We start from the raw sequence: 13,762 nt of genomic DNA on the forward strand, positions 1-13,762 counted from the left end.
CACGGCGGAAGGGGACCCGGGCTCCCCCGGGGGAGGGATGCGACCCCCGTCCGCCCTCAGGGGCGGCGCACCAGGCCGTGCCGGTGGGCGTAGACGACGGCGTGCACGCGGTCGCGCAGCCCGAGCTTGGCGAGCACCCGGGACACGTGCGTCTTCACCGTCTCCTCCCCGATGTGCAGCGCGGCGGCGATCTCGGCGTTGCTCAGCGCGTCCGCGACCAGCAGCAGCACCTCCTGCTCGCGGCTGGTGAGCCGGTCGGGCTCGGCCAGCGCCGGGGCGGGGGCGAGGCTGGCGGTGAACCGGCTGACCAGCCGCTTGGTGACCGAGGGGTCGATGAGCGCGTCGCCGCGCGCGGCCACCCGCACCGCCGAGACCAGCTCCTCCGGCGGCAGGCTCTTGAGCAGGAAGCCGCTCGCGCCGAGGGACAGCGCGCGGTGGACGTGCTCGTCGAGGTCGTAGGTGGTGAGCACCAGGACCCGGGTGCGGTTGCCGGGGGTGGACAGGATCGCCTCGGTGGCGGCGAGGCCGTCGAGGCGGGGCATGCGGATGTCCAGGACGGCGACGTCCGGGCGGGTGGCGGCCACCTCGCGCACGGCCGCGGCGCCGTCGGCGACCTCGCCGACGCACTCCAGGTCGGGTTGGGTGTCGAGGACCGCGCGCATGCCCGAGCGGAACATGGCGTGGTCGTCGGCCAGCAGCACGCGCAGGGTCACCGGGCCTCCAGGGGGACGCGGACGCGGACGACCCAGCGGCCGCCGTCGGGCCCGCAGGTCACCTCGGCCCCGAACAGCGCCGCCCGCCTGCGGATGCCGCTGAGGCCGCGCCGGGTCGGGCCGCGGGTCGCCCCCGGTGCCGCGGGCAGGTCGTTGTCGACGGTGAGCACGACGTCGGCGGGCGTGCGCGCCAGGGCGACCGCCGCGCCGCGGCCGCCGCCGTGGCGCAGGGCGTTGGTCAGCGCCTCCTGGGCGATCCGGTACAGCGCGACGTCCACCGAGGGCGGCAGCGCCACGTCCGGCCCGGCGGTGGTCAGGGTCGTCGGCAGCCCGGCGGCCCTGGTGCCCCGCACCAGCTCGTCGAGGTCGTCGAGCCCGGGTTGGCGCGCGGCGCCGTCGCCGTGGTGGAGCAGGTCGAGCAGGCGGCGCAGGTCCACCATCGCGGACCGGCTCGCGGTCTCCACCGCCGACAGCGACGGGCCCACCCGGTCGGGGGCACCCGCCAGCGACAGCCGCGCGGCGCCCGCGTGCACGCCGATCGCGCTGACGTGGTGGGAGATGACGTCGTGCAGGTCACGGGCGATCGCCGTGCGCTCCTCGGCGACAGCGCGGCGCACCGCGTCCTGCGCCTCCTGCTGCCGGTCGGCCTCGCGCCGCTCCAGCTCGGCCAGCAGCCCGCGCCGGGCGGTGGTGGTGCGGCCCACCAGCCACGGCAGCAGCACGGTGGTGAGGGTGTGCGCGGTGACCAGCCGCCAGTCCCCGGCCAGCGGCGACGGCGGGAACAGCGCGCGCCCCAGCAGCGCGCACACCAGCAGCACCCCGAGGACGACCCCCGCCTCCCGCAGGCCGAGCCACGCCCCCGCCCGGTACCCGGCCACGAGCAGCCCGGTCTCGTTGGCCCCCGGGTACCCGCCCACCCCGGTCAGCAGCACCGGCCCGACCACCTGGAGCGCGGCGTGCCCGGCGGCCACGGGCCCGCAGAAGCGGGCGGGCGTGGCCAGCGCGAGGTCGGCCGCCAGGATCAGGAGCACGACCAGGTACCCGGCGGCCGACGACGTGGCCCGGGGGCAGAGCACGAGCAGGATCACCACGTCGGCCACCGCGCACAGCACGGCGACGACCAGCTCCTGCCCGCGGAGGCCCGCTGCGGTGTCCCACACGCCCCCAGCTTGGCACCTCGCCCGCGGGCCGGGGAGCGGTCGGGTCAGAACAGCTCCTCACCCCACACGACCTCGCCCGCGACGACGGTGGCGCGGACGCCGACCGAGGCCGGGGGGACCACGTGCGGGTCGGCGGTCAGCACGGCCAGGTCGGCGTGCGAGCCGGGGGTGAGCGAGCCCAGCTCGTCCTCCCAGTGGCAGGACCAGGCGGCCTCGGTGGTGTAGGCGTGCACCGCGGTGGCCGGGCTGACGGCCTCGGCGGGGGCGATGCGGGTGCCGCGGTGGGAGGTGCGGTCGAGCATGAACTGCATCGCGCGCAGCGGGGCGCCGACGGTGACCGGGCGGTCGGAGCTGCCCACCAGGCGGACGCCCTCGTCCACGAAGGACTGTCCCCTGTAGAGCCACTGGGCGCGCTCGGGGCCCATCACCTCGGCGTAGTCGTCGCCGAAGGACCACAGGAACGTCGGTTGCACGACCGGGGTGACGCCCAGGGTGGCGAAGCGCGGGAGCTGGTCGGGGCGCACCAGCCCGGCGTGCTCGACGCGGTGGCGGGCGCGCGGGCGGGGGTGGGCGGTCTGGGCGGCCTCGATGGCGTCGAGGGCCACGTCGACGGCCCGGTCACCGATGGCGTGCACCGCCAGCTGCCAGCCCGCGCGGTGCCCGTCGACGATGACCGAGCGCAGCTCGTCGGGGTCGGCGTAGAGCTCGCCCGCCGAGTCCGACCCGGCGTAGGGCTCGGTGAGCGCGGCGGTGCGGGCCATCATGCCGCCGTCGGTGAAGACCTTCAGCGCGCCCAGCGACAGCCGGTCGCCGCCGAAGCCGGTGCGCAGGCCCAGGTCCATCGCGCGGGGGGTGTCGTCGGTGCCGTGCGCGGCGACCGGGCGCAGCAGCGCGCCCGCGACCATCAGCCGCACCCGCAGGGGCAGCCTGCCCTGCTCCTGGGCGCGCTGGTAGGCCGCCAGCTCCACCGGGCTGTGCCGGATGAGCCCGCCGCCGATGCCCGCCTCCGCGACCGCGGTGACCCCCTCGGCCAGGCACTGCCGCCCGGCGCGCTCGACGGCGGCCACCAACTCGGCCAGCGGGTAGGGCTGGCGCAGCTCGCGCACCAGCGCCGCGCCCGCCTCCACCAGCAGCCCGTCGCGGTGCGGCACGTCGGCGGGCAGCGCGGCCAGCACCCCGGAGTCGACCACGCAGGCGTGCCCGGAGTCGTGCACCAGGTTCACCCGGCGGCCCGCGGCGACGGTGTCGAGGTCGGCGGCGGTGACGTGCCGCCCGAGCCTGCGCTGGTCGTAGCCCACCACGTCGACCCACTCGCCGACCGGGCGCTGCCGGGCCGCGGCCGCCACCGCGGCGAGCACCCCGGCCACGGAGTCCTCGGCGGCCACCGACGCGGTGTCGGCGGCCAGACCGGCCCAGGCCAGGTGCACGTGCGGGTCGACGAAGCCGGGGAGCACCACCGCGCCGCGCAGGTCGACCACGCGGCGCGCGGGAAGCCCGGCGACCGCCTCGTCCAACCCCACCACCCGGCCGCGCCAGACGCCCAGCGCCGACGCCGTCGGCCGGGCCGGGTCCAGGGTGGTGAACCGGCCACCGACGAGCAGGAGATCCAGCATGGGCCCAGCCTAGGGCGGCGGATTCCCGACAGGAATTGCCGGTCGGCGCAACGCGGCGGGGGTGGGCGAATGGGTGACCGCAAACACCCGGCTAATGTCCGGTGCGGACCGGGGGTGCGCACGCGCGTACCCGGGGCGACACCACCGCGCGCGGGCGGGCGACCCGGCCGATCGGGCAGTGCGATTGCCCGACCCGCCCCTGCGGATTCACGTTCGGCGCGATCGCGCCAGTGCCCCGGCGGCCCGGCGGGGCGCACCGAATCCGGACAACCCACCGCGGGGAATAGCAGGCGGGATTGCCAGGGGTGCGCCGCCGGGGGCGGTGTGGGTGACGCGGCGCCGGACCGCGGCCTGCCGGACGGGCCCGCGCGGGTCACGCGGTTGCGCAGTTACAGGGTCACGCGGTCACGCAGCTACACGCTGGAGAGCCTGCGCTTGCCCGCGTGGGCCTCCTCGAACGCCTCCACGACCGCCGAGGGGATGCGCCCCCGCTCGGAGATGTCGTGGCCGTTCTGCCTGGCCCAGTCGCGGATGGCCCTGGTCTGCTCCTTGCTGCGGACCTCCCCGACGGCCTTGGCGGGCGCCCCGCCGCGGCGCACGCGGCCCCCGGTGCGGCGGGCGGCGTTGACGAACTCCGCGAGCTCGTCGCGCAACCGGGAGGCGTTGCGCTCGTTCAGGTCGATTTCGTAATGCACCCCGTCGAGACTGAACTCGATCGAGCGAATGTCATCGCCCGGCGAACCGTCCAGGTCGTCGAACAGCTGCACGATCGTCTTCTGAGCCATGGCACACCTTATTGCAGAAACGGGCAGATCCTATCCATTATTGGATCACATCCGCGTCCGCGACGCCATGCGCGCGCCCACATCACCGGTTGCCGATCCGGTGGGTGGGACAATCGAGCCGCCTTTGGCACGGCCGGGGCAGGAGAATGCGGGTGGGCAATTCAGCCGCCCGCGGACCCCGGCAGCAGGTTCAGCAGCCCGCCCGCGGCCCAGATCCGGCGCACGAACTCCCCCGGCGGCACCAGGTCGACCACCGTGCCGTCCGCGCAGGTCAAGGTGGCCGCGACCGGGTCGAGGGTGACCCGGGAACCGGCCTCGACCAGGTCCAGGTCGGCGGGCCGGGCGGGGGTCAGGCAGGGCAGCCCGTTGTTGGTCGCGTTGCGGAAGAAGATCCGCGCGAAGTCGACGGCGACCACCGCCCCGACCTGGTTGAGCTTGATCGCCCGGATGGAGGTCTCCCGGCTCGACCCGCAGCCGAAGTTGCGGCCCGCGACGAACACGTCACCCGGGCGCACGTCCCTGGCGATGGCGGGGTCGTAGCCGTGGAACAGGCCGCGGCGCACCTTGTCCGGGTCCAGGCTGTAGAACGCGGGCGGGTGGATGACGTCGGTGTTGACGTCGTCGCCGAAGCGCCACACCCTGCCGGTGGTCGGGGCGGTCACGACGCCTCCTCGGTGCCGCCGGGCAGGGCCGCGCCCGCCCGGTAGAGGTCGGGGGTCAGCGCGCCGCGCAGCGCGGCCCTGGCCACGGTGCGCGGCGAGGCCAGGTAGGTGCGGCTGTCCCAGTGCCCCATCCGGCCGCGGAAGTTGCGGTTGGAGCTGGAGACGCACACGTCGGCCGAGCCGAGCACGCCCTTGTCGATGCCGCCGCAGGCCCCGCAGCTGGAGTGGTTGAACTGGGCCCCGGCCTCGGTCAGGGTCTCCACGTAGCCCGCGCGCAGGGCCTGCTTGAACACCTCCACCGACGCCGGGATCACCACGAACCGCACGTCGGGGTGCACCCGCTTGCCCTCGACCTCGGCCGCCGCCGCGGCGATGTCGGCGAGCCTGCCGCTGGCGCACGAGCCGAGGAACGCCGAGGTGATCGGGATCTCCTCCAGCTCGGTGATCGGCACCACGTTGCCCGGCGACCACGGCTTCGCGACCCGGGCGGTGAGGTCGGTCACGTCCAGCTCGACCACCCGCTCGTAGACCGCGTCGGCGTCGGGCCGCACGGGGTTGCCCAGGAACCGGCCGTCGCGGGCGGTGCAGTAGGCCTCGGTGACCTCGTCGGGGGCGAACACACCGAACTTGGCGCCGATCTCCACGGCCATGTTGGCGATGGCGAACCGGTCGTCCTGCGGCAGCCGGGTGGTGGTCTCGTCGTGGAACTCCAGGCTGCGGTACTGCGCGCCCGCCTCGCCGAGCAGGCGCAGCAGCTCCAGCACGACGTCGCGACCGCCGGACTCCTCGGGCAGCTCGCCGCGCAGCCGCACGGCGATGCTCGCGGGCTTGCGCATCCAGGTCTCACCGGTGGCGAGGGTGAACAGGATGTCGGTGGCGCCCATGCCGGTCGCGCAGGCGCCCACCGCCCCGGCCATGATGGTGTGGCTGTCGGCGCCGACGATGAGCCCGCCGGGCTGGCACAGCTCGTGCTCGACCAGCAGCTGGTGGCAGATGCCCTTGTCCAGCATGAGGTTCGGCATCCCCTGCCCGCGCGCCCAGCCGAGGAACTTGTTGGAGATGTCGGCGCGCTCGGCGGTGGCGGGCGGGGCGAAGTGGTCGTTGGTCAGCAGCACCTTCGACTTGTCCCAGATGGACAGCCCGCGCCGCTCGAAGTCGTCGATGAGCAGCGCGGTGGTGGCGTCGTGGCCGAGCACCGCGTCCACCCGCACCCGCCGGTACTGCGCCGACCGGTCGTCGTCGAGGGTGTGCTCGTCGATGACCTTGTCGGAGATCGTCCTGCCGCTCACCGCTGCCCCTCCGCCCGCTCACCCGGCGCCGGGACGCCCCGGGCCGCGCCGTCGCCGTCCGCGCGGCCCTCGTGCCGCAGCTTGCGGTGGCGCGCCACGACGAACTCCGGCGGCACCCCCGCCAGCGCCCGCGCGGTGAACTGCTCCTTGGCCGCGAAACCCACGTCGTGCAACGCCTTGTCCCGTCCCTCGACGGCCGTCTTCACCGCCTCCAGCAGCGCGCGGGCGGTGTCGTCGTCGACCTCCTCGGCCGTCCCGGTGCGCCGCAGCACCTCGCGCACCAGCGCGGTGCCGGAGTGCTTGCCCAGCACGTACTCCCGGTCCAGGCCGACCCAGGACGGCGGCAGCACCTCGTAGCTGCGCACGTCCTTGAGCATGCTGTCGACGTGCAGGCCGGACTCGTGCCGGTAGACGTTGACGCCGGTGACCGGCTTGGTGGCGCCCATGTGGATGCCGCTGATCCGCTCGACGAACCGCGACAGCCCGGGCAGCGCCGCGGGGTCGACGCCGTGCGCCACGCCGTGCAGGTGGGTCAGCGAGGCCAGGCACTCGGCCAGGTCGGCGTTGCCCGCGCGCTCACCGATGCCGTTGACGGTGCAGGTGATGGCGCGCGCGCCCGCCTCCACCGCCGCGAGGGTGTTGGCGGTGGCCAGCCCGAAGTCGTTGTGGGCGTGGGTGCACAGCGCGATGCTCGGGTCGAGCCTGCCGACCAGCTCGCGCACCAGGCGCTGGGTGGAGCCCGGGTGGGCGCAGCCGACGGAGTCGGCCAGGATCAGCCGGGAGACCTCGCCGGGCAGGCAGACCTCGTCGATGAGGCGGGCCATGTGGTCGGGGTGGGCGCGGGTGGCGTCCTCGAAGACGACGTTGAGGCCCATGCCGTGCCCGAGCACCTCGTCCACGCCCGCGCGCATGATCGCCGCGGCCTGGTCGCGGGTGATGCCCAGGGTCTCGCGCAGCCGCAGGTCGGAGGTGGGCATGAAGAGGAAGACCTCGTCGGCGCCCGCCTTGCGGGCCGCGGCGATGTCCTGCTGCACCGGGCGGGCGGTGGCGCCGAGGGAGGCGGTGACGCCCGCCTCGCGCATCCCCTGCATGGCCTCGACGTCGGCGCCGGAGGCGGCGGGGAAGCCCGCGTCGAGCACCCGCACACCCGCCTCGGACAGCAGCTGGGCCAGCCGCACCTTCTCCTCGACGGTGAACCAGACGCCGGGGGTCTGCTCGCCGTCGCGCAGCGTGCAGTCGATCACGTCCACCGAGGTGGGCATGCCCGGGGTGGGCGCGGTGCCGGGCGGCACGGGGTGGGTGGGTGCGTCGGCGCGGTCGTGGGCGTCCACGGGCAGCGGTCCCCTCTCTCGGTTGGGCCGGGACTTCGATCGGTCATCGGGCCCCCGCCCGGGCAGCGCCCACCCGTTCCCCCCAGCCGCCGGACCGCGCGCGGTGCCACCCGAGGGCGCGCCGCTCCACGGCCAGCAGCGCGGTGTTGAGGGCGTAGCCGAACACCCCCAGCACCACCAGCACCGCCCAGGAGGCGGCGAAGTCGAACTTGTTCTGCGCGTCGCGCAGCTGCGCGCCCAGCCCGCCGTTGGCCGCGAACAGCTCCGCGACCACCACGAGCACCAGCGCCTGCGACAGGCTGACCCGCAGCCCGGCGAACACCTTGGGCAGCGCGGCGGGCAGCACGACCCGCAGCAGCGCCGCCCCCGGCGACAACCGGAAGGCGCGCGCGGTGTCCAGCTGCACCGGGTCCACCGAGCGCACACCATCCACAGTGGACATCAGCACCGCCCACACCGCGCCGAACACCGCGACGGTGAGCACCATCTGCGCGCCCAGGGTGGTCAGCAGCACGAACACCGGCACCAGGGCGGGCAGCGGCAGCGAGCGGAAGAACGCGAACACCGGCCCGGCGGCGACCGAGGCCGAGCGCGAGGAGCCGAGCAGCACGCCCAGCGCCACGCCGAGCACCGAGGCCAGCGCCCACCCGCCGACCACGCGGCCCAGGCTGGTGAGCGGGCCGTCCCAGGCCGCGGTGGTGAGGAACCCCGCGGTGGCGGGGGCGGACAGCCACAGGCGGCCCGCCGCGCCCAGGATCTCCAGCGGCGCGGGGAAGAACGGGTGGTAGGCGGCCGCGGCGACGACCTGCCACACCAGCACGACGGCGGCGAAGGTGCCCCAGCGCAGCGCGAAGCCCCTCACCGCGGCCGCACCTCGCGCGCGCCCCAGCCGAGCCAGCGCCGCTGGGCGCGCTCCAGGCCCTCGTTGATCAGGTAGCCGAGCAGGCCCGCGACGACCACGCCCGCGAGCACCTGGTCCATCCTGGTCACCCCGCTCGCCGCGACGAGGATGAACTCCCCGATGCCGCCGCTGGTCCCGGTCAGCATCTCCACGCCGATGAGCACCGACAGCCCGATCGCGGCGGAGAGCCGCAACCCGGTGAGCACGAACGGCGCCACGCTGGGCAGGGCCACCCGCGCCAGCACCGCGGCCCGGCCCAGGCCGAACGAGCGCGCGGTCTCCACCAGCAGCGGCTCGACCTCCTCGAAGGCGTAGGTGGTGGCGAACAGCACCGGCCACAGCGCGGCGAAGGCGGTGAGCCCGATCTTGGTGCCGGGTCCGCCGCCGACGGCGACCACGGCCAGCGGCACCATCGCCACGGTGGGGATGGGCCGCAGGAACTCCACCACCGAGCGGCTGGCCGCCCTGGCGGTGGCCGAACTGCCCAGCAGCAGCCCGAGCGGCACGCCGATGGCCACGGCGATCAGCAGCCCGATGGCCCAGGACAGCACGGTCGCCACGACCCCGAGCAGGAACCCGCCGTCGCCGAGCAGCGCGACGACCCGCGGCAGCACCTCGCTGGGCGGGGGCAGGTACCCGTCCAGGAACACCCCGGAGCGGCCCGCGGCCTCCCACACCAGGAGGACGCAGGCCGCGCCGAGGAGCCGCAGCAGGCCGTCGCGCACGCGCTCAGCCCGCGGGGGTGCCCAGCACCATGGGCTTGATGTCGAACCGCTCGGAGATCAGGCCGAACTCCTGCATCAGGTCCGGCACCCGCTGCAACCGGGTGGCGTCGGTGGTGATCGGGTAGTCCGGCAGGTGCAGCACCGGGGCGATCTCGGCCTTGACGCCCGCGTTCTGCACCAGCGCTTGGCGCACGGCGTCGTCGCCGGTGCGGGTGGCCGCCTCTCGGTGGGCCTTCTCCACCGCGCGCTGGAAGGCCGCGACGGTCCTGGGGTTCTGCTGGGTGGTCTTCTCCAGCGCGGCGTAGCCGTTGAGCGCGATGCCCTCCAGCCTGCCGGTCATCGGCTGGAAGACGGTGAACACGCCGAGCTGGGCCTGGGCGACCGAGAGGAACGGCTCGACCAGGAACGCCGCGTCGACCTCACCGGAGGCCAGCTTGGGCAGCATGTCGGGGAACTTCATCTGCTGCCACTGGATGCCGGAGGTGTCGGCCTTGGCCGCCTTCATGCCCGCCATCACCGCCAGGTCGGCCATCGAGCCGGTCGAGGTGACCGCGATCCGCTTGCCCTGCAGGTCCGCGGGGCTGCGCAGCGGGGAGTCCTTGGCCACCACGACCGCGGTGGTGTCCGGCTTGGCCGCCGAGGCGTCGGCGACGACCTTGATGTTGGTCGCGCCGCGGCCCTTCTGCTGCGCCTGCACCAGCAGCGGGTAGCTGGCGAAGGCGAAGTCGACGTCGCCGCCGAGCAGCGAGGTGATGACGTCACCGCCGCCGCCCTTGACGACCAGCTCGACGTCGAGGCCCTGCTCGGTGAAGTAGCCCTGGGACTTGGCCACCCACAGCGGGGCCATGTCGGTCGAGGGGATGACCGCCACCCGCACCTTGGGCTTCTCCGGGCCACCGCCCTGGGCCGCCGCCGGGGCGGCGTCGTCGGACCCGCCGAGCAGGCCGCACCCGGACGCGGCCAGGGCCACCGCGGTCGCCGCGGCGGCCAGCCGCACCGCCCGCATCAGGCCCCGGGTCCGGGCCACCGGTCGGCCGCAGCCGCCGCTTCGCACCACCGCTTGCTCCTGTCTCGCAGATGAGTCTTCGACTGCCGAATCGTGGGCGCACTCCTCCACGCGGCGAGCCGACTTTAACCCCCCGATCGCGCATCCTGGATCACACGTCGGCAACGGTGTACCGCCCTACGGCGCAAGCCCCCTGCACCCAGTCACCACGATTATCACGACATTACCGGCGGGTAGTAACGGCGTACGTACGGCCTGAGCACCTGAAACACCGTCACGGCCAGCGGGTAACCGACTCGCGAATGCCAGTGCGAGGAGTCACCGTACGGCCGAAAGTTAACTCCTGGTGGCATTTGGACCCCCACTCCGCCCAATGGGGCCGGACGTTGACAGGATTGCCCAGCGTGCCAGTATCCCCGCATGCGCGAGCGGCGAATCGGCGTCACCAGACATTTCCCGGAAACGGCGGTGACCCCGGGCTGACGTCGCTCGTTGGCTGGTTGCAGCACCCCCGAACCCTGCCGATCACCAGGAGGCCCCACCGGTGAGCGCGGACGACAGCACCCCGGCACCGCCGTCCACCCCGGACGCGCGACCGGACCACGACCGCGCCATCCTGGCGCCCAAACCGTACCGTCCCAAGCGGACGACTGCGTCGAACAGCCCATGGCGTCCCGCCAATTGGCGGCTGCGCACCAAGATGACGGTCGTGCTCGTGGTGCCCGCGCTGACCGCCGCGGTGTTCGGCTGGCTGCGGGTGCAGGCCGAGCTGGACAACGCCGAGGGCTACCAGCGCATCGTCGACCAGGTGGACGTGGCGCAGGCGGTGACCGGGCTGGTGCACCAGCTCCAGGCCGAGCGCGCGATCGTGGTGACCCACGTCGCCGCCGGGGACGCGGGCCTGGCCGAGGACCCCGAGGTGCGCGGGCAGTTCACCGACACCAACGGCGCGGTCTTCGAGTTCCGCAGGGCGCTGGAGGGCCTGGAGCTGGCCGACACCGACAAGCGCGACCGCTACCAGTTGGCCTACGACCAGTTGCGCCAACTGGACGCGCTGCGCAACCTGGCCTCCGGCGCGGTGTACCCGGACCTGGCGGTGCTCAGCAGCTACACCGGGCTGATCGACCCGCTGGTGCAGCTGGGCCGGGAGATCTCCTCCGACACCGGGCCGTCGCGGGTGAGCACGGCCGTGCAGACCCTGGGGCAGGCCAAGGAGCGCGGCGCGCAGCTCGACGCGCTGCTGCTGATCGCCTCGGTGCGCAACTCCTTCGGCGCGGCCAGCGTGCAGAACCGGGCTCGCTCGGCCGAAGCCGGGTTCGAGGCCTCGATCGCGGACTTCGTGGCGGTGGCCACCCCCGACGAGCGGCAGGCCTACAACGACGGTTACTCCGGGCCAGAGGTCGACCGGCGGCGGGCTATCGCGCAGACCGCGCTGTCCAGCGTCGACCCGAACGCCCCGCTGGACACCGACGTCACCGCGCTGCGGTCCACCTCCACCGCGGCCAACGACAAGCTGCGCGGGGTGGAGACCGACCTGGTGTCGCGGCTGCGGGGGCAGGCCGCGACCGCCGCGGACGCCGCGCTGGCCGCCGCCACCCGCGACGCGGTGATCGTGCTGGCGCTGCTGGTGGTGGCCCTGGCGCTGATGTTCTACGTGGCCAGGACCATCCTGACCCCGATCCGCACGCTGCGCCGCGAGGCGCTGGACGTGGCCAGGGTGCGGCTGCCGGAGACGGTCAAGCGGATCCTGGCCGACCCGAACCCGGTGGAGGCGGCCAAGAGCGCGGTGGACCCGGTGCGGGTCTCCGGCGGCGAGGAGATCGGCCAGCTGGCCCGGTCGTTCGACGCGGTGCACGAGCAGGCGGTGCGGATGGCCACCGAGCAGGCGGTGCTGCGCGACAGCGTCAACTCCATCTTCGTCAACCTGTCCCGCCGCAGCCAGGCGCTCATCGAGCGGCAGCTGGCCGAGCTCGACCAGCTCGAGCGCGACGAGCAGGACCCCGACCGGCTGGGCCGGTTCTTCGTCCTGGACCACCTGGCCGCGCGGATGCGGCGCAACTCCGAGAACCTGCTGATCCTCTCCGGCAGCGGCCTGGCCAAGCGGATGGCCCGGCCGGTGCCGGTGGGCGAGGTCGTGGAATCGGCGCTCTCGGAGGTCGAGCACTACACCAGGGTGCGGGTCAAGCAGGTGCCCGAGCTGGTGGTGCAGGGCCGGGTGGTCAAGGACCTGGTGCACCTGATCGCGGAGCTGCTGGACAACGCCGCGACGTTCTCCGCCCCGCAGACGCAGGTCGTGGTCGCCTCGGCCAGGGTGCGCTCGGGCGAGCTGGCCATCCAGATCTCCGACGAGGGCATGGGCATGTCCGACGACGAGCTGGCCGACGCCAACGAGCGGCTGGCCGACCCGCCGGACTTCGACGTCTCGCTCTCCCGCCGGATGGGCCTGTACGTGGTGGCCCGGTTGGCCCAGCGGCACGACATCCGGGTGCGCCTGCACGGCGGGGTGGACGCGGGCACCACGGCGGTCATCACCATCCCGGCCGAGCTGGTGGCCGAACCGCGCCGCGGCGGCCCGGCGACCGACCCCGGCCCGCTGACCGGCGCGCCCGCCCCGCGCCGCCCGTCCTTCGCCGGGAACCTGCCGGTGGCCAACCCGAACACCCCGTGGTTCGCGGGCGGCGGCGACGAGGCCCCCGGCCGCGCCGCGCAGGACACCGACGTGGAGGCGGCGCCGGGCGCGCTGCCCAAGCGCACCCCCACCGCGGGCGGCGAGACCACCCGCCGCACCGCCACCCCGGCGGGCGGTCTCCCCACGGCCACGCGCAACGGCACGGCCACCCCGCCCGGGGGCACCCCCCGCCCCCAGCGCGGCACCGCCACTCCCCCCGGCGGCGTCCCGCGGGCAGGCAAGGCGGGCGCGGCCACCCCGGCGGGCGGCGTCCCCCACGCGCCCGCCCAGCCCAAGCAGGGCGCCTCGGCGACCTCGTCCCACGGCGTCGCGCAGGCCACCGGGGCCAAGCAGGCCACCCGGCCCGCGACCGGCACGCCCGCGGGCGGCGTCCCCCGCGTCCAGCGGCAGGCCACGAACGGTACCGCCACCCCGCCGGGCGGCACCCCGCAGGCGACCCGCACGACCACCCCGGCGGGCGGGATCCCGCAGGCCGGGCGCCCGGCCACCCCGCCCAGCGGCGTCCCGCAGGCCGGGCGCACCAGCACGCCTCCCGGGGGCATCCCGCAGGCGGGGCGCACCGCCACTCCCCCGGCGGGCGTGCCGCGGGCGGGCACCGGCGGCACCGCGGGCCGCGCGGGCGGGACGGGCACCCCGCCGCCCGGCAGGCACACGATCCCCGGCGCGGGGCAGCCGCCCCAGGCCGACCAGGGCACCGAGGAGGCGACGACGGTGAACGGCTTCGAGGCGCCGCAGCGCTCACCGGAGGAGATCCGGGCCCGGCTCTCGGGCTTCCAGCAGGGGCTGCGCCGCGCGCGGCGACCCGAACCGGCCGAGGACGACCGGTCCGGCGCCCGGGGCGAGCGGTGACCCGGGCGGCCCGGCGCAGGCCGGAGCTGGCGGCGCGGA

The 13,762-nt window shown here is 75.1% G+C and carries 11 protein-coding genes; 1 reads left to right on the plus strand and 10 read right to left on the minus strand.

All coding sequences use genetic code 11. From position 1 onward, the window contains the following. Positions 1–56: 56 nt before the first annotated feature. The 10 genes from BJP25_RS16535 to BJP25_RS16580 all read right to left on the minus strand — a co-directional run bounded on the left by BJP25_RS16535 (position 57) and on the right by BJP25_RS16580 (position 10,236). The gene (locus BJP25_RS16535) at positions 57–713 is read right to left on the minus strand and encodes a response regulator (protein WP_075975785.1); all 657 of its coding nucleotides are present in this window, start codon (positions 711–713) and stop codon (positions 57–59) included. After that, positions 710–1,873, minus strand: coding sequence for a sensor histidine kinase (locus BJP25_RS16540; protein WP_075975786.1), 1,164 nt, complete (start codon positions 1,871–1,873; stop codon positions 710–712). Before BJP25_RS16540 ends, BJP25_RS16535 begins: the two co-directional genes overlap by 4 nt. A 44-nt stretch (positions 1,874–1,917) precedes the next feature. Beyond that, entirely contained in the window at positions 1,918–3,486 is a 1,569-nt protein-coding gene (locus BJP25_RS16545) for an amidohydrolase (RefSeq protein WP_075975787.1), read from the minus strand. A gap of 413 nt (positions 3,487–3,899) precedes the next feature. Next, complete coding sequence (locus BJP25_RS16550; RefSeq protein WP_075975788.1) at positions 3,900–4,271, minus strand: histone-like nucleoid-structuring protein Lsr2; 372 nt, start codon at positions 4,269–4,271, stop codon at positions 3,900–3,902. A 161-nt stretch (positions 4,272–4,432) separates the two neighbouring features. Beyond that, positions 4,433–4,933, minus strand: coding sequence for a LeuD/DmdB family oxidoreductase small subunit (locus tag BJP25_RS16555; RefSeq protein WP_075975789.1), 501 nt, complete (start codon positions 4,931–4,933; stop codon positions 4,433–4,435). Then, entirely contained in the window at positions 4,930–6,222 is a 1,293-nt protein-coding gene (locus tag BJP25_RS16560) for a 3-isopropylmalate dehydratase large subunit (RefSeq protein WP_075975790.1), read from the minus strand. Before BJP25_RS16560 ends, BJP25_RS16555 begins: the two co-directional genes overlap by 4 nt. Continuing rightward, entirely contained in the window at positions 6,219–7,553 is a 1,335-nt protein-coding gene (locus BJP25_RS16565) for a LeuA family protein (protein WP_075975791.1), read from the minus strand. The genes BJP25_RS16560 and BJP25_RS16565 overlap by 4 nt, the downstream gene beginning before the upstream one ends. 43 nt (positions 7,554–7,596) lie before the next feature. Then, the gene (locus BJP25_RS16570) at positions 7,597–8,415 is read right to left on the minus strand and encodes an ABC transporter permease (protein ID WP_233158107.1); all 819 of its coding nucleotides are present in this window, start codon (positions 8,413–8,415) and stop codon (positions 7,597–7,599) included. Further along, positions 8,412–9,179, minus strand: coding sequence for an ABC transporter permease (locus tag BJP25_RS16575; RefSeq protein WP_075975792.1), 768 nt, complete (start codon positions 9,177–9,179; stop codon positions 8,412–8,414). Before BJP25_RS16575 ends, BJP25_RS16570 begins: the two co-directional genes overlap by 4 nt. Positions 9,180–9,183: 4 nt before the next feature. Further along, positions 9,184–10,236 carry an ABC transporter substrate-binding protein gene (locus tag BJP25_RS16580; RefSeq protein WP_233158108.1) on the minus strand — a complete coding sequence of 351 codons (1,053 nt, stop codon included), beginning with the start codon at positions 10,234–10,236 and terminating at the stop codon, positions 9,184–9,186. Positions 10,237–10,885: 649 nt separating this feature from the next. Between BJP25_RS16580 and BJP25_RS16585 the strand changes: the two genes are divergently transcribed. After that, the gene (locus BJP25_RS16585) at positions 10,886–13,723 is read left to right on the plus strand and encodes a sensor histidine kinase (RefSeq protein ID WP_084794074.1); all 2,838 of its coding nucleotides are present in this window, start codon (positions 10,886–10,888) and stop codon (positions 13,721–13,723) included. The last annotated feature ends 39 nt before the right edge of the window (positions 13,724–13,762 follow it).

The organism is Actinokineospora bangkokensis, from assembly GCF_001940455.1.
Classification (GTDB): Bacteria; Actinomycetota; Actinomycetes; order Mycobacteriales; family Pseudonocardiaceae; genus Actinokineospora; species Actinokineospora bangkokensis.